The sequence below is a fragment of the Bacillus sp. es.036 genome (assembly GCF_002563635.1).
Lineage (GTDB): Bacteria > Bacillota > Bacilli > Bacillales > Guptibacillaceae > Guptibacillus.
In genome coordinates this window covers 311,803-336,776 of record NZ_PDIZ01000001.1, presented here as the reverse complement: position 1 = coordinate 336,776, position 24,974 = coordinate 311,803, and the positions used below count along the sequence as shown (strand labels likewise).

Genomic DNA, 24,974 nt, shown 5'->3' with positions numbered 1-24,974 from the left:
TATTCAAAATAAGCGAAAAGATCGAGCGTTCCACTCCGCTACCTACTGGAGATTCATAGATTAATTGAATAAAGTTGACAAGGCTTTTTACATTTTCGAGTACTTGTGCAAGAAAGCGAAGCTGAAGTTCCTTCCATTTTGAAACAAGCTTGCAACGCTATCAATTAGAATGATGCTACATATGACCGTCACCAAATGAAGAATATTTCTCATGAAGCTCCTCCCATGTCCTTTGCTAGTAATGACGAAAAGAGCAAAGAATAGTTGCAATGAATCCACTGTGGTCATGGAAATAAAAAAACGATCCCTACGTATAATAGGGATCGTTTCATATATCACCCAAACTGGGCTTTATGCAAACGGCTGTAAATACCGCTTGATTCGATAAGCTCCTGATGATTTCCTTGCTCAGCAATCCCGTCTTTCGTCACCACCATGATCCGATCAGCATTCTTAATCGTAGCAAGACGGTGGGCAATGACAAGCGTTGTACGTCCTTCTGTTAACGCTTCAAGTGATTTTTGAATCGCGACTTCCGTTTCGGTATCGAGTGCAGAAGTTGCTTCATCAAGAATCAGGATCGGTGGATTTTTCAAGAACATGCGCGCGATCGCAAGCCTCTGCTTTTGTCCTCCAGAAAGCTTCACACCTCTTTCACCGATCACCGTATCCAACCCGTCTGGCTGACTATAAATAAACTCATCTAGCTTTGCTTTCCGCGCTGCTTCAAGGATTTCTTCATCTGCAGCTAAAAGGTTTCCATAAGCGATGTTCTCGCGGAACGTTCCTGAAAAAAGAAAAACGTCCTGCTGCACGATCCCAATCTGACTCCGGAGAGAGGATAGCTTTAGTTCCCTCACATCAATGCCATTAATCGTTATCGCACCGCCCTGGATTTCATAAAAGCGAGGCAACAAACTACATAATGTTGTTTTGCCCGCTCCTGATGGCCCTACAAACGCCACTGTTTCACCAGGCTGTATGGATAAGTTGATCTTTTTTAACACAGGCGCGTAGCCTTCATAGCCAAACGAAACATCTTGATAGCGAATCTCTCCGCTAAGCTCCATTTCAATCGCATCTTCGGAATCTTGAATGTCCGGATCTGTATCTATAATCTCCGTATACCGCTTAAATCCGGCAATGCCTTTCGGATAACTTTCAATGACAGCATTAATCTTCTGGATCGGCCCGATGAGAATGTTTGATAATAAAATGAACGCAACGAACTCACCGTACGTGAGCTCACCTGAAATCACGAAAAAAGTACCGAACAGCAGCGTGAATAGCGTAACGACTCTCATTAATAAATAGTTCGACATCACGTTCTGCGCCATGATTTTATACGATTGAAGCTTTGTTGAGCGATAGCTCTCATTGTTTTGACGAAACTTTTCTTGTTCATGATGTTCATTCGCAAACGCCTGAACGACGCGAATCCCCCCGATGCTATCTTCTACTCGTGAATTAATTTCAGCGACATCCTGAAACATGCGCCTAAACGTTTTTGTCATCTTTTTGTTAAAGTAGATCGCAAGAATAATCAACAGCGGGATGACAATGAAAGAGAGCACAGCAAGCTTCCAGTTAATCATCAGCATTAATCCAAATGAACCGAGAAGCGTCATAACTGCCACAAACACATCCTCTGGGCCGTGATGAGCTACTTCACCAATTTCCTCGAGATCTTTTGTAAGTCTTGAGATGCTGTGACCAGTTTTACTATTATCATAGTAACCAAATGATAGCTTTTGCATATGGGTAAACAGCTTCTGACGCATATCTGTTTCTATGTTGATTCCGAGCTTATGCCCCCAGTAAGTAACGATAAAATGCAGGCCGGTATTGATTAAGTAAATAAGGAGCAATCCTGCACAAGCGAGAAGAATGATGCCCCAATTTCCTTCGGGTAGCAACCGATCGATGACCTGATTCACCGCAAGTGGAAAAGCAAGCTCCAACGCACCAACAATGATGGCGGATACGAAATCAAGAATGAATAGCCATTTGTATGGCTTGTAATAAGAAAAGAAGCGTTTGAGCAAATAAATCCCCCCTAAATCAATGCTATTTATCACAATTGAGATCCATTATCAATTATAGAGTTTAAAGTGATTGAATACAATCTTTTCTTCGCCTAAAGAGGCCCTATAGCAAGTAAGTAATTGCTATAGAGAATGTTTAGGCTGATGATCGTCTCTTGCTTCCTAATGGTTGATTACATTCTCCTAACTCATAATCTATAGGAAAAGTCGAGACAGGGTCGCGCCAAATACCTTCGAACACTCTATAACATCGCTACAACAAGGGCAAGCCCTTTTCTAACCGAGATGAAAGCAATCAAGGCAAATGGAGAAAAGAGAATTTCGCCATCCTGGTTACTTCTTTTAATCTTCCTTGTTCATTTTGTCTAGTAACCTTAAAAGAAGTGATCTCCTCACATGAAGAAAATCACTTCTTTTTATCATGACATGGCGTTAGCTAGCGAATGAATTTGATTGGTGCTTTTTTCGCACTAAAACAAAGTAAGAACCAAACGCAATGAGCTCACACGCAGCGATCACTAAGGCCATGGGCAATGCTCCTTCTCCGAGACCTACTAGCGGTGCTACTGCTGCACCGAGAAGAAAGGGTAGTAATCCTAACAGGGCAGATGCGCTACCAGCATTTCGCGACTGATTCTCCATCGCAAGCGAAAAGACAGTCGTATTGACAATTCCAACGCTAGAAACAATGAAAAATAACATGATACAGACAAATACAACAGAGGCATTAATTGCAAAAAGAAGGATCAAAATCATACTGCTCACAAGTGCTAGCAATAGTCCCCATACGAGCGACGTAGCGTCCTTCACTTTACCTGATAACCTTCCTGTCACTTGAGTGGCTACGATTATTCCAATTCCATTCAGGGCAAACACAAGACTAAACGCTTGTGGAGAAAGACCATAAATCTCCTGAAGGACGAATGTTGAACCAGAAATATAGGCAAACATCGCGCTCATCACAAATCCCTGTGCGAGCATATAACCAACAAAAACACGGTCTTTTAATAACATCCCAAATGTTGTGATCACTTCTTTTAGCCCACCACTTTTACGTTGGTTCGTTGGAAGGGTTTCTTTTAAGCCAAAGACCACAGCGAATACCATAACTGCTCCAATAACGGCTAATACGCCGAAAACACCTCTCCAAGACATCACCTGAAGAAGCTGCCCTCCTGCAACAGGTGCAAGAATGGGAGCCAGACCGTTCACTAACATAAGCATTGAGAAAAATTTCGTTAGCTCTGATCCTGAGAACACATCTCTTACACTAGCACGAGAAATGACCATTCCAGCAGCTCCAGCCAAACCTTGGATAAATCGTAATCCGATCAAGGCCCAGATTGAGGTTGTGAAGATACACAGAAGAGAGGCAGCTGTATATAGCAATAGTGAAATAATAAGCGGCTTTCTTCTCCCGTGAATATCGCTATAAGGCCCGACAACAATTTGGCCGAGCGCTAACCCAATTAAGCAAGCCGTTAAACTTAGCTGCGCAAGGGATGTGCTCGTGTGTAATTCTCCCGAAAGAGCCGGTAAAGCTGGTAAATACATATCGATCGTTAATGGACCAAATGCGCTTAACGCTCCTAAAATAACAATCATCAAATACAAATAGCGATTCGTCGTATTTTCATTTATTGTTGCATTCGCTTGATTCATAGATAAAAACGCTCCTTTCGTCTTTTCAACGAAAATAAGCATAAACCCTCCAGTAACTGTAGGGTCAATAAGAAGATCTACATTTAGTTTCACTAACTCCAGCACAGTAAGAATTAGGAAGTTTTCCTTGTGTGATGCTCAATCAAATAAAGTCCAGTAGTGGAATCCAACTATGATGGAAGATACCCCAAACTGAACTGTATGCATGATCCTACTTTTCTAAGGCTTACCTATCCTTTTTCATCACTGGAATTCGAATTTCTGTTAGCCGCTCTTTTTCTTGGTGAGAAATGAATGAATCGACAATTTGACGAAGGAGGAACGGTCCACAAGGTTCATACCCCGTCTCCTCGATGTAGGATAAAATCCGATCGTAATCGGTTTGGTTGCGACCCTCATCTCTTGTATAAATCGTGACATATGAGCCTTTTGAAAAAGTAACAATAAGATCGTGAGTAACGTCAGTATTCTCCTCCAGTAGAATATAGACACCTTCAAATTCATTTAAATCCCCATCTTTAACTCGATCAACAGATAGCGTTAATCCGACTTTCCCTACCATGACAGGGGTAATGTGATTGAATTTCTTCTTTAACTTTCGAAGGACGTCTTCGATATCATTTAAAGACTGAAATTGCCCTTTTACTTCTATCACTTTTCTTTCTGGGATGAAAGAAAGTGTTGGTTTGTGGACGGTATTAATTCGTTTAGCTTGTCTTAGTTCTTTAATTTTTGCTTGCAATTTCTCATTCATATTTCTTAACTCGTTCATTTTCTCTGTATTTATTTTTTCATATTCCATTAATGTCTCAATAAATTCATCCACTGTACTGTGCTCGACCTTCTTCTTAATTTCTTTCAATGGCACACCCATTGTCCTTAAATACCAAATTGTATCCAACACTTGAAACTGCTCTGAACAGTAGTAGCGATAACCTGTTTGTTTATCCACTTCAAAAGGTTGAAAAAGTCCGATTTCATCATAGTACCTCAGTGTTTTCACAGGAATGTGATACAACTTCGCCATTTGTCCAATCGTAAATTTGTTCTGCATCTCATGACCTCATTTATAAATAAGTCTTAAGTAAGTTGATTTTATCCTATCTAATTCTCTATGTGAAAAGCAAATGACACCAAGTTCATTTTCCGCTTGAATCGAAGTCAAAAAAAGCGACTCCCATTAGGAAGTCGCTTCACCACGATTTTTTTTCGTAAGTGTAAAAAATGTAATCGCCCCAATCGAAGACGTTGTAAACAAAATCGCCCCCATTGGAACGGCGGTTGATTCATCAATTCCAACAAGCGGTGAAACCATTGAACCGAATAACAGTGGCAGCATGCCAAGTACGGCACTGGCACTACCTGCCCTGTGTCCCTGCTTATCCATCGCAAGGGTAAACGTACTTGTAAGCACCATCCCCATCGCAGTCATGTAAATGAAAATCGGGATCACAAGCGTCGCAAGCGGTCCTTCAATAATCGTCATAATTAAAAGGAAGGACGTAGCAGATACCGCCGTAATCACTGCTGTTCGAAGCAAGCTCCGCTCATGAAAATAAGCACTTAACTTGCCGATCATGAAGCTACCTGAAATGATCGCAAGTCCGTTGATCCCAAATAAAAAACTAAACACTTGAGGGGACACGTTGTAAATCCCCTGGTAAACGAAAGGCGTTCCGGAAACGTAGGCAAAGCTACCACCGTGTACAAATCCAATCGTTAACGCATATCCGATAAAGGAACGGTCTTTCAGCAGACTTCCCATCGTGCGAACAGATTGCTTCACCGTGCTTGGCAACCTTTTTTCAGGCGGTAACGTTTCTGGTAATCGAAGGCCAATGACCGTTACGATAATCAATCCAAGAATGCCTAGGAAATAAAAAATGGTATTCCACGTCGCAAATGGCAGAAGTAAAATCGCTCCACCTGCGATTGGCGCAATCATCGGTGCCGTTGCATTGATCACCATCAAAAGCGCGAAGAACTTCGTGAGCTCTCGTCCACTGAACACATCACGAACAACTGCACGTGAGAGCACCACACCAGCTGATGCTGTAAAGCCCTGAAGGAAACGGGCAATCACGAGTGTCAGAATGTTCGGTGCGACTGCACAAAGAATGGAGGCAACCGCAAATAAGAAAATAAAAATTAATAATGGCTTACGTCTTCCCTGTGCATCACTATAAGGACCAATGACAATTTGCCCGATCGCAAGTCCAATGAGACAGGTTGTTAAACTTAGTTGAACGAGCGAGGCGCTCGCATTTAAATCACTCGCAATCCCCGGAAAACTTGGGAGGTACATATCAATATTTAATGGCCCCATAATTCCGAGCATCCCTAGTAGTAAAGCGAGTCCGATCCGTTCTTTTCCTGTTGGGTTATGAAGCATAAAAGTGACACCTTTCTCTTCTCTAGTTACACGTTCATCTGATTCTAGCAAACCATCATTTCCAATACAATCGATATGATTTCATTCGGAAAATTAAAAACGATTCCTGCGGGGGCAGAAACCGTTTTACTGATCATGCAAACTGAATGCCGCTCCCTCATGAATGATGATCCATGAGCGAGCGAACTTTTTGGTAAACGCGCGGTTTGGCCAATAAATTGTGGTTTAAGCCAATATATCTCAGTTTTGGCCAATAAACGGCCATTTCGACCGCCGCCCTCACCGCCTAAAGCGATCAGGAAGACATAAAGTCTCCGCCATTTACGTGAATGCACTGGCCAGTCATGTAAGAACCGTCATCAGAGGCTAATAAAACATATGGTCCAAACAGTTCAGATGGCTGACCTGGGCGTCCCATCGGATTGTCGGTACCAAATTCCGCCACAGAATCTTCATCAAACGTAGATGGAATGAGCGGCGTCCAGATTGGTCCTGGTGCCACCATGTTCACACGAATGCCTTTATCCACAAGGTTCGCTGCCATACTGCGTGTAAACGCCACAATGGCACCTTTCGTTGACGTATAGTCAATTAACACTTTGTTTCCTGTGTATGGATTAATCGATGTTGTATTAATAATCGAGCTTCCTTTTTGCAGATGCGGCACCGCGTACTTCGTCATATTGAAGACGGAATACACATTTGTTTTAAACGTTTGATCCCACTGCTCGTAAGAAATGTCTTCAATGCTTTCTGTTGGAAATTGAATCGCCGCGTTATTGACGAGAATATCGAGCTTGCCAAAGTGATCAAGCGTTTTGTCGATAAGATCCTTACATTCTTTCTCTTCCGATACATCTCCTGGAATCAATAGACATTTGACGCCTTCATCCTCAACAAATTTCTTCGTTTCATCCGCGTCACTTTGTTCCTTTTCAAGATAGTTGATCGCAACGTGTGCGCCCTCTTTCGCATAAGCAATTGCGACCGCGCGACCAATTCCACTGTCGCCCCCTGTGATGAGCGCCACTTTGTTGTCCAGTTTGTGACTGCCTATGTATTCATGTGGTTGATCCGGTCTAGGCGTCATTTGCGATTCAATACCGGGTTGCTCTGGCTGCGTTTGTTTTGGTTGTCCGTTTTTGCTCACGGTGTATCTCTCCTTTTTTCTTCCATAATGGTTAAACGATGCTGTTTTATTGAGATACCACGGATGAAAAAAGTGTAAACATTTGTAAGCGAATCCAAACAAAAAGGGTAAGAATGGATTAGTCATAGCTTACCGGTTCACTTAGAAACCGATGAAATAAGTGACCCCTACTGCAGCAACAGCTAGACCGGACATAATTGCCATGCCGACATCCAACATAGCCCAATTTCTGTGATCATCGTTCAGATTTCTAACCGCACTATGTACCATTCGAATCACCCAAAACATGAGTAAAAATCCCCAACCTATGTAATCATTAAAAGGATCCGGATCAAACAAAAATTGAACAGCTCCGATAAAGAGCGCGACATAAATCAGCCCTCTTACAATCTTTCTACTCTTCTTTGACCAACTATTCTCCTTCATAATCATCTCTTTTCTATCGATTCAATCTATTTCATCCCTTTGATGATAAGCTTCCCAACCACTCTAGCGAGTAATCCCGCGACTAAAGCGATCACAATGCTTATTACGATATTGTCAGTCACTGCCATTCCAACATTAAACCCAATCGCAAGCGCAATGCCTATTACGACACCAAGCAGTATTCCTTGCATTTGACTCATTTGAACACCTCCATCCTCTCTGAACCTATTCCTCCGAATCCCCACCGTCCAACTCTTTTTCTACTTCCCCATCGTATCGCCGACTCGGATGGTCAAGGATCGTACCATATTTCCATAGTCGAACTTGCCTCACCAAAAGAGTAATAAAAAGACCAGCCATCGCGAAGAACTGCCCCGCTTTATAGCTGGTTAAAAGTGAGAAAATTAGTAGAAAACCTGAGGGAATCGCAATGATCATTTGTGCTTTCTTCATGTACTCCCTCCTTTTCGCAACAAACTTCTTAATCAAACTGCTGCATCAGATCAAACGGGAAGTGTATTGAAAAGTATCCAAACACTACCATTACCGCGACAAAAAAGGTCAGGTTAACCATCCGGATAAATTGCGAATTGATGTACCTTTTATGAAGAACAAAAAGAATCACAACGTTTGGCAGCATTAACAAAAGGTATAGCTTTACCAATATGCTACTTTCCACCCCTCTGCTAACAACAACCCCATCATTCATTAGGAACATACCATTGAAAAATAGCACCGGACAAAGAACAGTAATAACCAAACTATATAAAATGAAAACGAAGGAAAAGTGCTTTACTCGATTCAGTGGATCTCCTCTCCTTTTTCTATCAAGTAAGTATCTCAGCCCAACACGTTGTTTCCTTGGTCTCTTTCCAGACCTTCCCGCTTCATCCGTTTCCATTGAACCACTAGTTGAATGAGCGCGATGAACACCACGATCCAGAAAATTCGATTTTCAAAAGATAATCCTACCGTCGATTCCCCACCAGCCAAGTTTAAGACAAACATCAGCATGAAAACATAGAGGAGGACAAAAAGCTGTGACTTGAACGAGTCTTTCTCAGGGAAGGGTTGCTTGTTTTTGTTGAAAACGTTTATGAAAAACATACCAAGAAACAACAAAAAAATTACATGTTCAGGAAGAACTTCGTTTAAAAAGAACGTTGGAAAATAGTCATAGATGAGTAATAGTGTAATGAAAAGAAACAAAACACCATCTAAAATCCTAGATAAAATAGCCATCCCCCCTATCGATCAGACTGCGATTTTTCTCGTTCAAGCAGCTGATCGACCTTTTTTTCGACACGATCAAGCTTCGAACTTCTCTTTTTCATACTTACGATTAAAAAGACAATCCCCGCTACTACCCCAAACATTAAAGAAAACGAAATCAGTTGAAATACGATATCTCCCATATGTACACCTGCCCCTTACGCGTATTTACGCACTGCTAGGCGAATACTTGCGATGACACTTATCATTCCGACAAAACGCATAATCACATTACCTGCTTCACCAAAGCTTTCAATATGTAGTCCAAGTAAAATGCTACCAAACAAACATAGAAAAGCAACCGACACTATTTTCAAACTATCCCTCCTAAACCTCACCTTGATTTTACCATTTATTTAGAAGTTTGTTTCCCTTATTTACCATTATTAACAAAGTCGTCTATCACCCGGATTAAATCAAATAAAAAAAGACGACTTGTGCATGCACAAGTCGTCTTCCTTCTATAGCTATACAACTAGCCTTGTTCAGGGTAGTCTAAATATCTGTTTATATCAGATGGGGTTAATAGATCCGTCTCAACAGGCTCATAGCCAAGAGCACGAGCAAGTATTACAATCTGCCCTTTGTGATGAAATTCATGGGTGATTGTGTGTGTGAGTAACCATAACGGAGAAAGTTCTTCTTCCTCTTCTTTCCAGGAAACTTCCCGACTAATCTTTTCATCGAAGCGCTCATCATATTCGTCTAGAAAACGATAAACTAGCTCATCAACCTGTTCAAACACCTTCCTCATCTCATTAACACTTGTCACTTCTAACTCATTCACGACAGGTTCTGATGTTTCAAGAGCAAATCGACCGATCCAGCTCTGGTAGCATTCAGCGATATGTACATGCAGGTTTCGGATCGAGCCCCATCCATATCCATCGACTTCTTTTATATAATCCTCTTGTTCGATTTTTTCACAAAAGTGAAAGAGAACTTTACGCGTATGCTTGATCAAATCATACTGCTCTTTTAATACGTTCATTGTATTGCCTCCTGTAATCTAAAGTTCGCCCACTCTAACGTCCTATTCCATCTACTATGTATTCCTCTTCAAGGGTTTACTAAACCTATAAAACTCTTATTGGTTTATGGTCACTTTCTCTATGTTGCAAAACCCATATACTACCTTACAATTAACTCGATTCACTCATAAAAATCCATATATGCCTTGTCTTGTTTATAATAACGTATCCGTTCTTCTAACGTTCCAGTATGAAATTCGAATTTGTGTCCATCCGGATCAGTGAAATAAATCGATTGCTTATCACGCTGGTCTCGCTCACGCCCTGAAAGAATATTCACGTTAAGGTTCATTAATTTTTGTGTCATTTTCATAAGGTCTTCTTCTTCAATAGTAAAAGCGATATGCGTGTAAGACTGAGCAATCTCATTTCTCGAAATGTCTGCCTCCTCATTCAGTGCAAGCCACATTCCATTCAGATCAAAGTAAGCTGTTCGTTTTCCTTTCACAAGTAACTTAGCATCAAAAACATTTTGATAGAATGCAATTGATCGTTCCAGATTTGAAACTGAAAATAAGAAGTGATTGATGCCTTTTATCAATGAAACCACCTCCAATACAAACCTGGTGATACTTTAACGCTCCGATACAAGATCAAAGGTTTTCAATAGCTCTTCCGTCGTCAAAACCGTCGCAAATTCTTCATGTAATGTCGCTAAGGTCAGCATGTGAACCAATTCAGGATCATGGTAACGTCCATTCTCATCTGTGAGTCCATAAGCTGCTGTGGCGTCTGAAATCAAATAAGTATTAAATCCCAGATTCCCACTCATTCTTGTCGTCGTGGATACGCAGTGTGGTGTCGTTAATCCTGTGATCACCACCTCTGATAGGTTATTTTCGTGGAGGTAGTTTTCTAGAGTCGTACCGATAAAAGCACTATTCACCTTCTTTGTAAAAATACAGTCTTCAGCTTCAGGCTTAACGATATTTTTTATCTCATAGCCCTTCTGTCCGTGGTAGAATACAGACGCTGGATCATCGGATCGATGCTGAATGTAAATGACACGATCTCCATTCGCTCTCCATGCGCCTAACAGCTTACGTATATTCACTTCTGCTTGAAGATTGTTTCGCTCCCCCCATTTTTCGTCCTCGAACGCTTTTTGAACATCAACGATTAAAAGTGCGCGATTTGATTTCATACGTTGCCTCCTGTTCGTCTGTTTAACGGTCTATTTTACTTTTTCGATAAATAAGAGAAGGCACCTTCTTTTTATCAACACATGTTAAAAAGCTTTCCCTCAAGAGAGAAAGCTTACAAGTATGAACGCGCCGCTCATTAAAATGTACTTCCGTGGCCATTTTGCGTTTTTCTCTTTAAGTGAAGAGCGTTGAACATCACGAATAACCATTATTAAGAAAATTAGAAGAAGAGAAAATAATACCATCTCAGAAATTGCAAACATTTGATAGAAGGTTCCGATAAAAAGAATCACAAAAGTAATCACTAGTAAACTCAGTGGAACATGAACTGCCTTAAAACTCATTCTTATCTTTTACCACTGCTTGATTTTGCTCCAGAACTTCAATACGTTCCTCAAGCGCTTTTCGTGAACGTTTTACTTTTCTAACGATGAAATAGATGATCGCTCCAACAATGCTTAACCATAAAAACAATGGAAATAAGGCAATAAGGATTGACACTTCTCCAACTCCTTTTGAATGATTTACTACAAAACATTTATCAAAATAACTTTAACATATTTATCCAATTATAGGTTGTTTTATCACTCGCTTAAAAACCGGCGACCCTTCTTAAGACTTTTTATTTCGAAATCACTGGTAGTAATACTGTAAAAGTGCTACCAATCGCTTCTTCACTTTCCACTTCAATCTTGCCTTGATGATTCTCGACGATTTCCTTCGCGATCGATAGACCAAGTCCCGTCCCACCTGTTTCTCGTGAACGGTTTTTGTCCACACGGTAAAAGCGAGAAAAAATCTTCGGTATTTCTTCACGTGGAATACCGATTCCTGTATCCGAGATGCTTAGCATGACTGTGTTCTCTGCCTCTTTTAAAAGGACGGTAATCTTGCCTTCCGTTGTATACCTCTCTGCATTTTCTACTATTATGACCGCCACTTGCCTAAGCTGTTCACGATCACCTGATACTAAGACATTTTGCTCAAGATTTACAGATATCGGTACACGTGAACGTGCTTCGAATTGCGCAATCACTCCCTGAACAATTTCGGTCAGATTCACTTTTTCAAGAGTTGTTTCCAAATGTTCATTTCGAGCGATGGTGAGCATTTGTTCTAAAATGTGCTTCATACGGTTACTTTCATCATCCAAGGCTTGTATGGATGTTTCCAATACGGCAGGATCGTCTTTCCCCCACCTTTTAATCAAATTTAAATGACCACGAAAAGAAGTTAGTGGCGTTCTTAATTCGTGAGAAGCATTCGAGACGAAGCTTTTCTCCCGCTCAAACTGCTCTTCCAGCTGCTGAAGTAACTGATTAAACGTATTGGCAAGTTCTTTCAATTCTTTCGGATTCGAAGGTTCAGAAATTCGTTTTTGCAAATCTGATGATCCTTCGATTCCACTCACTTCATCTGTTATATTCAGGAGCGGACGCAGTCTTTTTTTCGTAAATTGATAAATAAGAATGGATCCTAGAAGAATGCTTACTAGTCCGGTAACGAGAAGAATGGTGAAGATCAGCTGAAGGAATTCAAGCTCTTCTTCCAGTGGTACTTTGACATGTATGACACCACTGCCAAACGTTACATCGCTCTTATAAAATAATCCTTCTTCTTTATTCCAAATGTAGTGATCCAACCAGGGCACATCCATTTCATCTTTCAGATCGAGTTCTTCCTCATCCCCTACTTGTGCTAAAATTTCTCCACGTTGAAAAATTTCAACATAATAGTCCGTATTGTCAGGATAAAGAACTTCCTCTAGCGACTGCTGAACATCATTTTTCTCAATAACTTCGAGTAGCTGTTCTTCTATCGCTTCGACCTCATCCTGGGTTCCTTCAAGCAAGAAAAATCCGATCGCCCCCAATACGACGATACCTATGATGATTAGGGCAATAATGAACTGCCACACATACCAGGAAGTGAATTGTTTTAGTAGTGATTGACTTCGTTGTTTTCTCATATTTTCCATCTCCAATTCCTGGCTTTATGAAGAACGAAGGATATAGCCAATTCCTCTTACCGTATGAATAAGCGTTGGCTCATAGTCGCGGTCCAATTTGTTTCGTAGATAGCGAATGTAGACATCGACGACATTCGTTTCTCCCACAAAGTCATACCCCCAAACAGCGGAAAGAAGCCATTCACGACTAAGTGCCTCCCCTTCATGCTTCATGAGAAAAACAAGCAAATCAAACTCACGCTGTGTGAGTTCAATCTCGTTACCTTCACGAGTAACGCGACGACTTTTCAAATTCACTTCAAGGTTCTCAATCGCTAACTTATCTTCTTTCGCTTTCTCCCCCTGAGCCTGAGAACGTCTTAATACTGCACGAATTCGTGCCAGCAATTCTTCAATTTCAAACGGTTTTGTAATGTAATCATCTGCACCGCGATCAAGGCCAAGAATTTTATCCCCGACATAATCTCTTGCGGTTAAGATAATAATCGGTACCTGACTCGTTTTTCGAATCCGCCTGCACACTTCAAGACCATCAAGCTTCGGAAGCATCCAATCAAGGAGAATCACGCTCCATTCCTTCTCTTTAAATCGAGCCATCGCTTCGTCTCCATCTTTCGCCGTTGTTACCTCGTATCCTTCGTGTTCAAGTTCTAACTGCATAAATTGAATGACGTTCACTTCATCTTCTACAAGAAGAATGGATTCTTTCTCCATGTTTTTCACCTCTTAATTTCTTCTTTCTTTATTGTACCTTCCCTAACAGCAATAGAAAAATGAGAATTTCATGAGAGAATGCTCATTTTTTTCTCATGCTGCTGTCCTTTTTTTATTAGATTGTTTCCTTATCATAGAGGATGTCATACAAAACAAAGGAGGAAACATGATGAAATTCAAAAAAACATTGATTATAGGCGGTACTGCACTAGGACTTGCAGGAGGTGCGTTTTTCTATCAAGGAACAGATGGGATGGAGAATGTGCTTGCTTCAACCAACGTGAGTGAAAGTAAACTAATCGAGGAAGCAAAAATTTCAGAAGCTGAAGCTGAAAAGATAGCGAAGGAAGAAGTTTCTGGAGAAGTAACTGAGAAAGAGGTTGAGAAAGAAAACGGAACGATTGTTTATGAGTTCGACATCAAGACAGATACTGGTGAAACAGAAGTGGAGATTGATGGGATGAGCGGTGAGGTTTTACAAGTTGAAGTGGATGATGAAGATGATGAGGACAACGACGATCAGCAAGACACAAAGTCTTCCCAGTAAAACGAACTGATTCTGTTAATCGTTTATAAAAATCAAATAAAGAGGATTTCCGAGTCTGATTTAGCTATTTAATCAGACTCTTTCTTTTTCATTTGCTAGATAAAAAACTGCCTTAACCACCTATTCCATGACCTTTGCTAAACCAATCGCCAAGTGTTCCCAAAGGATTTTTTCAACCAACTCACCTTTCTCCTCTTCACACTCGATAATTAAAACAACTTCCGACTGTTTTCCTTTTAACTGTTGTGTTTTCCTATTCGTTATCAAAACAATCAACAAACGAACCGCTAATCCAATCATAAAGCCACCGACGGCGCCAATCAGTCCCCAATAAATCGGTCCCCATTTTAGTTCAAAACCGAGGCTAGCTGTAATAACAGAAGAGGCTGTGGCCAATGGCATCGCAATGTCAATGAGAGAGATACCGTCTGATCGATGTAAAGTATCAAAGATTTTCCTGGTTTCTTCCCGATGATCAAGCGGAACAGCGTAGATATTTTCTCTCTTAATCCCAATTTTCTCTAAATTTGAAATTGCAATTTCTAAAAAGATATTATTTTCAAAGGTTGAAAATATCTGCATACTCATATACGCTCTTTCCTTTTCAAGACGCGAAACGCCCTGGATTGATATTTTCTCTTAAGAAAACGCCTTTGCTCTTTTTCATACAACTTATTATTTTCCACTGTGTTCATGTAAGCATCACATATAGCGAACCCATAGAGAGAGGGAAACATAAGTAACCACTCAGGTTCAAGAACACTAGTTGCCTTCTTAACCTCTCCTAAAAAAAGCAAGGAGACGCCTTCTAGCATGTGGGAGTAATAAAAGAAAATGACGCTCCAAATGATGACCACAAATGCTGTAACAATTCTATGAATGTAAAGTTGTCCGAGTCCTGGCATGAAAAATGACCAAAGTGCTGCTAAAAAAGGATTTCTTTTATCCAAATAATTAATTTCTAATGCACCTATACTAAAGGAGTTAATCTCATGATCTTCTCGCTCAGCAAGGATATAGACATTGTTCATATCAACCGTTGTGCGGTAGCTGTCCCAAATGGCAAAAATGTAAACTGGTATGTAAATAAGAAGCCACCTGGTATCTAATACCTCTTTTGCCATTGAAATATTTCCTTGAAAAGAATAAATCATAGCAAGATTTACGTGAGCCTTTAAATTGATCACCACTTCCCAAGCCAATAGAAGAAATCCTCTTATATACTTGGATAGTAGCAAATGCCCAAACCCCGGAAAAGAGACAGACCACCAGGCTATGATATAAGGATTTCTTAAATGGATTTGGGTCGTACCAAGTATACTGACATGTGCCTTATATCTTCTTGCGGTATTATCGCTTTTATAATTGTCCACGAAAAGTCCATCCTCTTAACTAACCTATGATACGTTTAATTTCTCCTATATTTAACCTATTTATCACATTTTCCAAAAAACACTATTTATTGGACCGCATCCTTTTTTAACAATAGGTGAAAAAAATACGCTTAAGAAGAAAAAATATTAGCTTTTCTCCTTAAGCGCTCTCCATTTATGATGTCTTACTTTATTCCATTCCACAATTTTTGTTTCTCCGATCATATAGAGAAGAAGTCGCAATAGCGCATAGCATGTTAGAAACCCTGCAACAATGCTGATAAGAAGCATCGACGCAAAACCTCTTACACTTCCCACGCCGAATAGGATGATGGCCGTTGAGACGATCCAGCTTTTTTTCATGATAACAAGCACCTTTTTTGTAAGAATCAAGAGCTCAGATTACGAAGGAGTCAGCTGATTCACGTTACTTTCGATAAGAACGATACAGTGAATGACCAATTAACATAAAAAACCCATAGCAAACTGCAACGATGGTGAACGCAGTTAGATGGTCGTTCACAACAAGGATCATTCCGATTAGGACAAAAAGTAAGAGGCCGAGCAAATTAATAATCCAGTAGGGTTTTAACAATAGATTTTTGTTAGGCTCCATTTCCAATCTCCCCATTTCGATTTTTCACTCTCTCTTACTAGTACGATTCGCCAGAGATTTGGTTTCATTTTCCAGAAAGGGCATCCCTGCTTGTATCTCGTTCTGTTACATATTGAACGGCCTCTTCTAACACACCTGGGAAATCACTTGGAAATTCATGCCCCATTCCTTCTTTTACAATGAGTTTGCACGGAATCTGATACGTTTCAAAAAGTTGAACCGCCGCCAATACAGTTTCATAGAAAGGATCTTGATCGCCTGTAATAATGCAGCCTCTTGCACGAGGATTCAGCTGATTTTTTAGTATTTTTTGAAGTGCCTTAAGATCGAAAGCTGGAGCAATCCCAAAAAAATTGTGAAACTCTTCTACATCAGCTCGCAAACTCACTTGAGTAGCGATATTCGCTCCTTGTGATGCCCCTGCAATGATGTGGACTTTTTCAGAGAGATGATGCTGTTGAATGAACGATTGATAGGTACTTCTCACTTCATTCATTGCCATTGTTGCATCATCCCATGAGTAGCATTGGTAGCTAAAAAGCTGAGATGATTGAGGAAAACCCATAAAGTAATGGTTTGTAATTTCGGGATGAGACCACTGCTTCGAAAACTCTTCGATATTCGATCCTTTCCAGTGCAGTGGGAAGAGAACCGTCTCTGCCTCCTGGTTACCTAGAGTACTGCAATGAGCATGGGCAGATTTTTTTTCGGCTTCATACATCCTCTTGCATTCTAGCAAAATCGTATTGAACTCAGCATAGGGTTTCAATGCGCTCAATTCAGGATCTGATGACAAAATTTCTGGATTCCACCATAATCCATGCTGAATCACATCATGAAGTTCAGCCAGAGCATCCTGATGCTTCCCTTCTAAAACATACAAACTTGCGATCCAATGTCCCAAACGGTCACGTTTCTGAGGGAACTTTTCTTTTGCTTGTTCCATCAATGACAAAGCTTCTTTATTGGCTTTCTTTTCAACAAGATCAATTACCTGTCTTTGCAGTTCAATGAACGTTATTGTAAAAACCTCCCACTCATTCGAATTAGTTCAATATTAATTGAACAAATTAATATAGTCAATGAATACATTATAATATTTTAGATTATTCTAATTTGGAACTCAATATGTTAAGCTGATAAGAAAGTTATATGAACGGAGGAATTTCAATGACCTATAACGTTAGCGTACTAGTCTCCCCAGTACATGAGCTTTTATTAAGCTTTTCTTTATATAAGAGACAAACTCTTATGAAGTATTTGGATCTAGGATCGAGGTGGCCAGGGGATGTGGAAGAATCTCTATCACCTGAATTGAAAGAGGCGATTGCTTCAAAAGAGAATCTATTCTTTGAAGATTTACTCGTGCTGTTCATTGAACAATTTCCTTATAAACATGAAATCGATTCTTTTTTTGAATGGTTAGGAGAGATGTCGGCCGGTGAATTGTTTGAGCGGATCGCCTCTTCGCTCGACGATCAAAGGGCGATTCCTACAAATTTATTAGCGCAGCGAGATCGGTCGCTTAAGTTGTTAAAGGAATGGGACAAGGAATATTTCCAGTTTCATCGCGAGGGAGTTTTGGAGCAATTAACGGCTGATGCAGAGATTAAACGAAAGATGCTGGAAGAAGAAGCAAGAGAAAAAGTGATATTACATGCAAGCCGTTTTATCGTGGAGTCAGAAACGGTTCAGAACGTTTGCTTAATCCCTTCTCTACACATTCAACCGATGGCATTTCTCGATCATTTGAAAGATAAGCTTTATATTACTTATTCGGTGAAAAATCCTAACAATGAACGAAATGAACTTCTTCGTTTTACAAAAGCACTTGGTGATGAAAAGAGATTAAAGATCCTCGAATTTTTGTCTCACGGGACTCATACTTTCACTGACATTGTTTCTGAAATTGGGATGGCGAAAGGCAATATCCACCATCACCTTTCCATTTTAAGAGGGGCTGGATTAGTGAATATTCATATTAAGGATGAGCGAAATACGTTTTATTATAGTGCGAATAAAGGGATTGCAGACGAGTTTAGTAGGATGGTTGATCAATTTCTTTAATAGTGCCTGTCACCACCCGAGTATTGTTACTTGATGTCGAACGGTATGCCAAGCTTTATATGGCAATCGATCTTACTCTTCGTATCAAACCCTAACGTCAAACTCTGACCCGCTCTCCCCAACCCCCTATCACTTTCCCCATCCTTCTCTTTCTTCGTCTTTATCTTCCTTAAGCACAAGTGCTCTTGTGCTCTTGTGCCCTTGTGCCCTTGAACACTGAAGGCACTAGATCAGATAGGAAACATTGGACAGAGAATGACTACCTTTACAGCGCTGACGAAAAACATCAGCGCTGTAAAAGTAGCCGTCCTTTCAACTGAAGTATACTGAGACCTTCTGAGGTTTCCACCGTATCACCCGATTTGAACGCTTGAATTTCTTCAACACCGCGCTTTCTACACATTAAACCAGCCCAATGTGCGCCATCTGCGCGCTGCTACCGTACCGTAGTACGCCTGGTTACCTACCCGAACCGTTAACGGCCGTTCACGCCATAGCTTCTCACCACAGAAACCGGGAACTGTGTATGTTTGAGAACGCTGAATTTTCTGCATCGGCTTCAGCTCACCTGACAAGTTTTGTTTTCGAACGTGTGGTAGGCGTTCCACGTTCTGAGCAGCGGCGCACTTGAAGAAACCTCACCATCTCCGAATTAAAAAAGAGAATGGGAAGCCGCTGATCCATATGAAGTTGGGTGAGGCTTATGTATTGTAGAGAGGGCTCACTTAGCGAACCCTCTCTCCTTTTTACAGGGATCACCCTGTTTTTTGATTCGAACTTCGAGCGTTTAAGTGATCTGGCAGCTGCAGAATGGTATCGTTCAGCGTATCGAGTTTCTGTTCAATGCGGTGCAACAAGTAAAGTGTGACCACAACCGGAAAGCCAACATCGCTGATCAAAGACATCCAGGACTCCATTCGTTCTCCCTCCCTGTTCGTTTATTTGCCTTGCTAAAGAGGAAGGACAAGTGCCCTTCCTCTTTTCAATCCATTAACCGATGATAATGTCGTTCTCATTGCGCTCAATGATACGAGCGCCTTTTTTTGAAACAAGATCGCCTCCACTTGTCGTAAAACAGTTTTGCGCAAGAAGCGTATCCATCGCAGTTGCAATAGCAGCCGGGTTTACAGGCTCGACTGGATCGCTTAACGTGATTGAAAACGGCTTATTGTCACGCGTGTTGAACTGAAGTTCGAGTGTTTTTGCCATGTTGGATTTCCTCCTTTCTTAGAAATTTTAAGTTCGTTACGCCTGAAGATCAGACGAATCATTGCGCTCCACTGCGAACAAATTGTGTTGCTGAAGCGGTGCTAGCGCTAGTGCGACGGCGAAAAGCGCATCAGGTGTCGCGGATGTTTTCACGTTGTTGAAGTTCTTGCTGCGGAAAATGGATTTGCCATTTTCGTCCACGCCAACTTCGAGTACCATGCGAAGCTGCGTATCCATAAGGGATGAGGTTGCCATGCTGATCACCTCCTTTCACCTTATATATCGCTTGGAAAGTGGAAAAAGGGGCATTGCGGAGAAAATAAATTTTAGAATGAGAAAAAGCCGATCCCAAAAATGAGATCGGCTTTGCTAGTTATCACTTTTTGATAATGACTACTAGTAGACTTGCCATTACTACTAGAAATCAAAAAGAAGGACCTTATCAACAGATAAGATCCTTCATCGGTCTTACATTTTAAAATCAAATTCATCAGGATGAGGACCGCTACGAGCATTGTCGTTCAATCCATCAAGCTGCTTCATTTCTTCTGATGTGAGTTCAAAATCAAAGAGATCAATATTCGCTTCAATGCGCTTTTCGTTCATTGATTTTGGAATCGTAATCACGTTATGCTGCAGATCCCAGCGAAGAATAACCTGTGCTACAGACTTGTTATATTTCTCAGCAATGCCTGCGATCGTTTCATTGTCCAACAGCTCACCAGCCATAAGTGGTGACCATGCTTCCACTTGAATGTTGTGCTCTTTGCAATATGTTCTCACTTCTTCTTGCGTTAAGCGTGGGTGGAATTCGATTTGGTTAATCACCGGTGTAATTTCAAAGTTTTTGCGAAGATCCTCAAGGTGATTTACCTGGAAGTTACTTACACCAATTGCACGTACTCGTTTTTCTTTATATAACGTTTCAAGTGCTTTCCATGGCTCCTGGTATTTATTATCACCTGGCCAGTGAATCAGGTAAAGATCTAAATAATCAAGACCTAGCTTCGATAGGCTTGTTTCATAAGCTTGAATCGTTTCATCATAAGATAGACCGTCGTTCCATACTTTTGAAGTAATGAAAAGCTCTTCTCTCGTTACAAGACCTTCTTCAATCGCTTGGTTAACACCTTGACCTACACTTTCCTCGTTACCGTAGATCGCTGCTGTATCAATGCTGCGATAGCCTTTTTTAATCGCTGTTTTCACAGCTTCAACCAATTCCTGACCTTGTTCAACGCGGAATACGCCGTAACCTAGTTCAGGCATTTCGATATTATTATTTAATGTTTTCATTTGTACAGTCATAATTAATTCTCCTTTCAAAAGTCCTTTATTGGTTTTCCCGAAAAATAAATTTTAAACCATCTCGTTGTGGAAAAAGTGTTTTACTTCCCAAACACTTCTCGGTAATGATCGTGAAGCTTTGTTTTATAGTGCGCCATATTTGTTTCCTTCATCACATTGTGAATTGAGTAAGTTGGTAGCGGACGCATACCTATATATTGGTTCATTTTATGAAGGTGATCGATTGCTTGATCAAGATCTCGTCCTTCAAAGAAGCTCTGTTCATTTCCAAACGCTGCTTCTGGTGCGTTCCATGTAAGAGAGAACATGTATTTCTTGTCTGTAAACATTCCACCCTGACCATAGCGATCTGAACCGATGAAGAAGATCTTGTCCATGTAAACGCGGTCGATGTATTTCTTAAAGTTACCTGGGATACTAAACCAGTAAATCGGCGTTTGCATGATGATCGCGTCTGCCCACTGCCACTTTTCAATTTCTTGATCGACATCGTACTCTTCATCAACGATCGTTGTTTTCACTTCATAGTCTGAGGAGAGCACCTCGTTCCATTCATTAAAAATTGTTTTATTTAACTCACCTTTTGACTTCGGAAAATACTCATGTCCATTAATCAATAGAATGTTCTTCATATGTGTTCACTCCTTCCTAGCTGTTTTGTTTACCGTCACAGTATAGATCCAACAAGTGTGTCATATAAAGCGTTAAAATTATTACTTGGAGGTGCTTATGGTGCTTTTCTGTGCGTGTCTATATCCTCGCACAAATACCATTTAATAACTTTTGTGTAGTTATTTAGACATATTTTAACCGAGTTTCATTAGCTACTAAAAAGAATTTTTAGCTAATAAAGTTAAGCATTAAGACCTAGAGCACTGAGGTGCCTGTCACCACCCGTTTTTTGTCATAAAAAGTCGAAAGCGGAAGCGCTCCTGCGCTTCCGCTTTCGATATCTTCCATTCTTATTCATTCTGTTACTCACATAGCGACATTCCCCGCATCACTCCTAGATATCAATCGCTTCTGACGACGTTGCTCTTCTAAGATGAGCGACAATACTTTCCTAATAGCTTTCGTTTCAGTCGTTTCAAATTCTGCATCAGCCAGGTTTTTTTCTTCTAATGGATCACGAGTTAGATTATATAGCTCAAATTCATCTGGAGCGGGCGAGGTCTTCGTTAAGGTGACCCATTTCGATAATCGTTCCTCTGCTTCAGGTACCACATCCTTCTCTTGTGTCATGATCACATCTGATACGCCTGGAACTCTCCAAAATTGTGGGTCATCGTAGTAGCGCGCGTATTTCCACACTTCCTGCTCATTCTCTTCGCCAGTACGCAATGTGGTCACTACAGCTTCAATATGATTCGGCTGCATGAGTGATTCAACTAATTCTCCAGCGTCACTAAGTTCTCGTCTTTCTTCTTCATCTGTCATAAAATAAAGCGGTTCGTTTGCCCGATAAAATCTCTTCCTACCAAGAAGCAACGGCGTTAAGTCTCTTCCTACAAGCGGACGAACTTCAGCATCATCCATGCTTAGCAACGTGTGAATCTCTTCCTCGTCAATTCCTGCTAGGCCTAACATCGTTGGTAAAATGTCGACATGACTTGTTAGCATCGATGTGCTTTTTTTACCATGAAAAAGGCCAGGATTATGAATCATCATCGGTACGTGAATATATTTCTCATAGACGTTGTTTCGCTTAGGCGTTGTATCCGTGTCTTTGTTCTGCCCCATAATCGACGTAAAAAGAACGATCGTATTCTGATAAAACGCCGTCTTCTTCAACATCTGAAATACGTTCATCATCCCACCGTAACGTTGTCTTGAACAAAACGAGCTAAAAATCACCCATTGGTGTGTTTCTTCCACTTCTTTTCGATTAAGTTTTTCAAGCAGTTCCACTACTCGATCCTCACAAATCTCATCATTCTTATTTAGTGAAGGCAAACGTTGATCCTTTTCATCATTAACCTGGTCAACGAGTTCTTTCCAGAATGTTTGATAACCTGCTTTTCTAAAGTAATCTTCCATTATAGGAATGGTTGTAACGTTCAACTGCATTTGATTGGAACTTCTCGTTTGTGTTACACCATGCAGGGAAGGATACTGACCTGTATAAAGCGTCATTTTACTAGGGGAGCAGGCGGAGCTACCAACATAATGATTTTGAAATTCAAAGCCGTTCAGCAAAAGTTCTTGCATGAAGAGGTTTTTCTTATCATCCGATTGATCGCCATCACACGGCTGATCAATTAAGATAAGAAAATTCGGCTTCTTAGACCACGTAAACAGTGAGGGTAGAGGCTTATTCCGATTCATTTCTTTCCTCCTTTAAGACAAGTCCGTCCCGCATCTGTTTTGTTTTTTGTAGTTTATGTTTGCGCCCAGGAAACGGTTCTTCTTTCTAACCATTCTCTCCGCTACAGAAAGAAAAATTTCACATTTCATATCCTTTTTTTGTTAGACATAGATTAATAAGGTGAATCCTTCTCCTGGTGAGTAAGGACGTTTACGAGACAAGGAGGCTGTCTATGGCCAAACCATTTTCTTCATTACAGTATCCGGAAGATTTGCTTTCACTTATTCAAAATGGGTTACCAGGAAAAAGTCCTCCAAAACACGTCATTATCATTGGAGCAGGCTTGTCAGGGCTCGTAGCGGGGTCATTGCTGAAACGGAGTGGTCATCACGTGACGATTTTAGAAGGCAATGATCGCATTGGGGGTCGGGTGTATACTTTACGAAAGCCGTTTTCGTTAAACCAGTACATGGACGCAGGCGCTATGAGAATACCTGATAACCATGCTCTTGTACATGAATACATTCGTCATTTTAACCTGCCCCTCCACCCATTTTTAAACGCCTCCCCGAAAGACCTTCTATTTGTAAATAATGTGCTAACAACGAAAGAAGAATATGAAAAGAATCCAGACATTCTTGGCTTTCCAGTGAATGAAAGTGAAAAAGGAAAAACGGCGACAGAACTTTTTCTTGAAGCAACCCAGCCCTTTATCGACCTTTACAAATCGAGCACGAAAGAAGAACAAGAAGAACTTGTAGCAAAATACGGGGAATATTCAATGGGAGAATTTCTCCACTACAATCCGCTTGGGAAACCATTATCCCTTAATGCTATTCGCTCAATAGGCGTCATGCTTGGCATTGAAGGGTTTCCAGAGTTCGCGTTTACAGACATTTTAACGGATATTATCTATCCGATTTTCAGCAAAGAAGTAACGTTTCATCAAATTGATGGTGGTAACGATCGCCTGCCCCATTCATTCGTTGAAGAACTGAAGCATCACATTTTTCTAAATCAGAAAGTGATTAAAATAAAGCAGTCGGACCGCGGCGTTACTATAACAACGCTGAATTCTAAAACACAGGAAAAGTTTCGTCTGAAAGGAGACGTCGCAATTGTCGCCGTTCCTTTCTCCGTTCTCCAATTTATCGACATTACTCCCTATCATTCCATTTCATTTAAAAAATGGCAGGCGATTCGTGAGCTCATTAATGTGCCTGCTGTTAAAATTGGTATTGAATTTAGTTATCGCTTTTGGGAAAAAAACAATGTGGGGAATGCGCTAACGGATTTACCGATTCGGTTTAGTTATGTTCCTGGGGAAGGAATCGGTTCAAACGGATCAGCCGCACTATTAGCTAGCTATAGCTGGGGAGAAGACGCCGTGCTCTGGGGAAGTTTACCGATAGATGAACTGACTCGTATCCTACTTAAAGATCTAGCCAAGATCTATGGAAACGAAGTGTATACGGCATTTATCAAAGCCGTTCCCTTTAATTGGAGTCATAACCCTTATTCTGCTGGCTGCTTCACCCTTTTCACTCCCGGTCAAGAAAACAACCTTGGTGAGGTCATCAAACAGCCGGAAGGAAAGCTCCATTTTGCAGGAGAGCATACTTCTTCCTTTCACGGGTGGATGGAAGGTGCGATTGAATCAGGGCTAAGGGCTGCTTATGAGGTCAACGAGCTAAAAAATCCACTTAAATAGTTATGTTTAATCCCATGGGTACCGCTTCCAAA

General features: G+C 40.8%; 33 protein-coding genes. 3 read left to right on the top strand and 30 right to left on the bottom strand.

The window, feature by feature from the left end; genetic code table 11:
• Positions 1 to 335: 335 nt before the first annotated feature.
• The 18 genes from ATG70_RS01780 to ATG70_RS01710 form a co-directional block, all read right to left on the bottom strand.
• Positions 336 to 2,045 carry an ABC transporter ATP-binding protein gene (locus tag ATG70_RS01780; protein ID WP_098442673.1) on the bottom strand — a complete coding sequence of 570 codons (1,710 nt, stop codon included), beginning with the start codon at positions 2,043 to 2,045 and terminating at the stop codon, positions 336 to 338.
• Positions 2,046 to 2,477: 432 nt separating this feature from the next.
• Complete coding sequence (locus ATG70_RS01775; protein ID WP_373560776.1) at positions 2,478 to 3,776, bottom strand: multidrug effflux MFS transporter; 1,299 nt, start codon at positions 3,774 to 3,776, stop codon at positions 2,478 to 2,480.
• Between the two features lie 157 nt (positions 3,777 to 3,933).
• A complete protein-coding gene (locus ATG70_RS01770; protein WP_098442671.1) occupies positions 3,934 to 4,761 on the bottom strand; it encodes a MerR family transcriptional regulator in 828 nt (275 codons plus the stop codon).
• Positions 4,762 to 4,887: 126 nt separating this feature from the next.
• Positions 4,888 to 6,099 (bottom strand): Bcr/CflA family efflux MFS transporter, encoded by a 1,212-nt coding sequence (locus tag ATG70_RS01765; RefSeq protein ID WP_098442670.1) that lies wholly within the window; start codon positions 6,097 to 6,099, stop codon positions 4,888 to 4,890.
• A 295-nt stretch (positions 6,100 to 6,394) separates the two neighbouring features.
• Complete coding sequence (locus tag ATG70_RS01760) at positions 6,395 to 7,249, bottom strand: SDR family oxidoreductase (RefSeq protein WP_257147580.1); 855 nt, start codon at positions 7,247 to 7,249, stop codon at positions 6,395 to 6,397.
• 141 nt (positions 7,250 to 7,390) lie between these two features.
• Positions 7,391 to 7,675 (bottom strand): hypothetical protein, encoded by a 285-nt coding sequence (locus ATG70_RS01755; protein WP_098442668.1) that lies wholly within the window; start codon positions 7,673 to 7,675, stop codon positions 7,391 to 7,393.
• A gap of 26 nt (positions 7,676 to 7,701) precedes the next feature.
• Complete coding sequence (locus tag ATG70_RS22270; protein WP_179886145.1) at positions 7,702 to 7,875, bottom strand: hypothetical protein; 174 nt, start codon at positions 7,873 to 7,875, stop codon at positions 7,702 to 7,704.
• A gap of 25 nt (positions 7,876 to 7,900) precedes the next feature.
• Positions 7,901 to 8,128, bottom strand: a complete 228-nt coding sequence (locus ATG70_RS01750; RefSeq protein ID WP_098442667.1) for a hypothetical protein — start codon at positions 8,126 to 8,128, stop codon at positions 7,901 to 7,903.
• Positions 8,129 to 8,515: 387 nt separating this feature from the next.
• A complete protein-coding gene (locus tag ATG70_RS01745; protein ID WP_098442666.1) occupies positions 8,516 to 8,917 on the bottom strand; it encodes a hypothetical protein in 402 nt (133 codons plus the stop codon).
• A gap of 5 nt (positions 8,918 to 8,922) precedes the next feature.
• Positions 8,923 to 9,090, bottom strand: coding sequence for a DUF4083 domain-containing protein (locus ATG70_RS01740; RefSeq protein WP_098442665.1), 168 nt, complete (start codon positions 9,088 to 9,090; stop codon positions 8,923 to 8,925).
• Between the two features lie 15 nt (positions 9,091 to 9,105).
• Positions 9,106 to 9,264: a hypothetical protein gene (locus ATG70_RS22265; protein WP_179886144.1), complete on the bottom strand. Its 159-nt coding sequence runs from the start codon at positions 9,262 to 9,264 to the stop codon at positions 9,106 to 9,108.
• Between the two features lie 158 nt (positions 9,265 to 9,422).
• Positions 9,423 to 9,938 carry a DinB family protein gene (locus ATG70_RS01735; RefSeq protein ID WP_098442664.1) on the bottom strand — a complete coding sequence of 172 codons (516 nt, stop codon included), beginning with the start codon at positions 9,936 to 9,938 and terminating at the stop codon, positions 9,423 to 9,425.
• Between the two features lie 161 nt (positions 9,939 to 10,099).
• A complete protein-coding gene (gene fosB / locus ATG70_RS01730) occupies positions 10,100 to 10,519 on the bottom strand; it encodes a metallothiol transferase FosB (RefSeq protein ID WP_098442663.1) in 420 nt (139 codons plus the stop codon).
• A gap of 33 nt (positions 10,520 to 10,552) precedes the next feature.
• Positions 10,553 to 11,122, bottom strand: coding sequence for a cysteine hydrolase family protein (locus tag ATG70_RS01725; protein WP_098442662.1), 570 nt, complete (start codon positions 11,120 to 11,122; stop codon positions 10,553 to 10,555).
• Between the two features lie 99 nt (positions 11,123 to 11,221).
• The gene (locus ATG70_RS01720) at positions 11,222 to 11,467 is read right to left on the bottom strand and encodes a hypothetical protein (protein ID WP_098442661.1); all 246 of its coding nucleotides are present in this window, start codon (positions 11,465 to 11,467) and stop codon (positions 11,222 to 11,224) included.
• The gene (locus tag ATG70_RS22260; protein ID WP_179886143.1) at positions 11,457 to 11,624 is read right to left on the bottom strand and encodes a hypothetical protein; all 168 of its coding nucleotides are present in this window, start codon (positions 11,622 to 11,624) and stop codon (positions 11,457 to 11,459) included. Before ATG70_RS22260 ends, ATG70_RS01720 begins: the two co-directional genes overlap by 11 nt.
• Before the next feature lie 121 nt (positions 11,625 to 11,745).
• A complete protein-coding gene (locus ATG70_RS01715; protein ID WP_179886142.1) occupies positions 11,746 to 13,092 on the bottom strand; it encodes a HAMP domain-containing sensor histidine kinase in 1,347 nt (448 codons plus the stop codon).
• Between the two features lie 24 nt (positions 13,093 to 13,116).
• Complete coding sequence (locus tag ATG70_RS01710; protein ID WP_098442659.1) at positions 13,117 to 13,806, bottom strand: response regulator transcription factor; 690 nt, start codon at positions 13,804 to 13,806, stop codon at positions 13,117 to 13,119.
• Positions 13,807 to 13,975: 169 nt separating this feature from the next.
• Between ATG70_RS01710 and ATG70_RS01705 the strand changes: the two genes are divergently transcribed.
• Positions 13,976 to 14,353 carry a PepSY domain-containing protein gene (locus tag ATG70_RS01705; RefSeq protein ID WP_179886141.1) on the top strand — a complete coding sequence of 126 codons (378 nt, stop codon included), beginning with the start codon at positions 13,976 to 13,978 and terminating at the stop codon, positions 14,351 to 14,353.
• Between the two features lie 120 nt (positions 14,354 to 14,473).
• Here the strand turns inward: ATG70_RS01705 and ATG70_RS01700 are convergent, their stop codons facing one another.
• The 5 genes from ATG70_RS01700 to ATG70_RS01680 form a co-directional block, all read right to left on the bottom strand.
• Positions 14,474 to 14,941 (bottom strand): hypothetical protein, encoded by a 468-nt coding sequence (locus tag ATG70_RS01700; RefSeq protein WP_306472671.1) that lies wholly within the window; start codon positions 14,939 to 14,941, stop codon positions 14,474 to 14,476.
• On the bottom strand, positions 14,938 to 15,726 hold the full coding sequence (locus tag ATG70_RS01695; RefSeq protein WP_098442657.1) for a hypothetical protein: 789 nt from the start codon (positions 15,724 to 15,726) through the stop codon (positions 14,938 to 14,940). The genes ATG70_RS01700 and ATG70_RS01695 overlap by 4 nt, the downstream gene beginning before the upstream one ends.
• 147 nt (positions 15,727 to 15,873) lie before the next feature.
• Positions 15,874 to 16,089 carry a hypothetical protein gene (locus ATG70_RS01690; protein WP_098442656.1) on the bottom strand — a complete coding sequence of 72 codons (216 nt, stop codon included), beginning with the start codon at positions 16,087 to 16,089 and terminating at the stop codon, positions 15,874 to 15,876.
• A 64-nt stretch (positions 16,090 to 16,153) separates the two neighbouring features.
• Complete coding sequence (locus ATG70_RS01685) at positions 16,154 to 16,342, bottom strand: hypothetical protein (protein ID WP_098442655.1); 189 nt, start codon at positions 16,340 to 16,342, stop codon at positions 16,154 to 16,156.
• 64 nt (positions 16,343 to 16,406) lie between these two features.
• The gene (locus tag ATG70_RS01680; RefSeq protein ID WP_373560775.1) at positions 16,407 to 17,348 is read right to left on the bottom strand and encodes a hypothetical protein; all 942 of its coding nucleotides are present in this window, start codon (positions 17,346 to 17,348) and stop codon (positions 16,407 to 16,409) included.
• A gap of 284 nt (positions 17,349 to 17,632) precedes the next feature.
• Between ATG70_RS01680 and ATG70_RS01675 the strand changes: the two genes are divergently transcribed.
• The gene (locus ATG70_RS01675) at positions 17,633 to 18,409 is read left to right on the top strand and encodes an ArsR/SmtB family transcription factor (protein ID WP_179886140.1); all 777 of its coding nucleotides are present in this window, start codon (positions 17,633 to 17,635) and stop codon (positions 18,407 to 18,409) included.
• Between the two features lie 395 nt (positions 18,410 to 18,804).
• Here the strand turns inward: ATG70_RS01675 and ATG70_RS22110 are convergent, their stop codons facing one another.
• From ATG70_RS22110 to ATG70_RS22255, 7 genes are all read right to left on the bottom strand, one after another.
• Positions 18,805 to 19,017, bottom strand: a complete 213-nt coding sequence (locus ATG70_RS22110) for a hypothetical protein (RefSeq protein WP_142329532.1) — start codon at positions 19,015 to 19,017, stop codon at positions 18,805 to 18,807.
• Positions 19,018 to 19,164: 147 nt separating this feature from the next.
• Positions 19,165 to 19,326 carry a YvrJ family protein gene (locus ATG70_RS01670; protein ID WP_098442652.1) on the bottom strand — a complete coding sequence of 54 codons (162 nt, stop codon included), beginning with the start codon at positions 19,324 to 19,326 and terminating at the stop codon, positions 19,165 to 19,167.
• A gap of 73 nt (positions 19,327 to 19,399) precedes the next feature.
• On the bottom strand, positions 19,400 to 19,618 hold the full coding sequence (locus ATG70_RS01665; RefSeq protein ID WP_098442651.1) for a DUF2922 domain-containing protein: 219 nt from the start codon (positions 19,616 to 19,618) through the stop codon (positions 19,400 to 19,402).
• Between the two features lie 36 nt (positions 19,619 to 19,654).
• Entirely contained in the window at positions 19,655 to 19,873 is a 219-nt protein-coding gene (locus tag ATG70_RS01660) for a DUF1659 domain-containing protein (RefSeq protein WP_098442650.1), read from the bottom strand.
• Between the two features lie 213 nt (positions 19,874 to 20,086).
• Entirely contained in the window at positions 20,087 to 20,926 is an 840-nt protein-coding gene (locus ATG70_RS01655) for an aldo/keto reductase (protein WP_098442649.1), read from the bottom strand.
• An 80-nt stretch (positions 20,927 to 21,006) separates the two neighbouring features.
• Positions 21,007 to 21,558, bottom strand: a complete 552-nt coding sequence (locus ATG70_RS01650; protein ID WP_098442648.1) for an NAD(P)H-dependent oxidoreductase — start codon at positions 21,556 to 21,558, stop codon at positions 21,007 to 21,009.
• A 346-nt stretch (positions 21,559 to 21,904) separates the two neighbouring features.
• Positions 21,905 to 23,251, bottom strand: a complete 1,347-nt coding sequence (locus ATG70_RS22255; protein ID WP_179886139.1) for a sulfatase-like hydrolase/transferase — start codon at positions 23,249 to 23,251, stop codon at positions 21,905 to 21,907.
• Between the two features lie 212 nt (positions 23,252 to 23,463).
• Between ATG70_RS22255 and ATG70_RS01640 the strand changes: the two genes are divergently transcribed.
• Positions 23,464 to 24,942 carry a flavin monoamine oxidase family protein gene (locus tag ATG70_RS01640; protein WP_098442647.1) on the top strand — a complete coding sequence of 493 codons (1,479 nt, stop codon included), beginning with the start codon at positions 23,464 to 23,466 and terminating at the stop codon, positions 24,940 to 24,942.
• Positions 24,943 to 24,974: the final 32 nt, after the last annotated feature.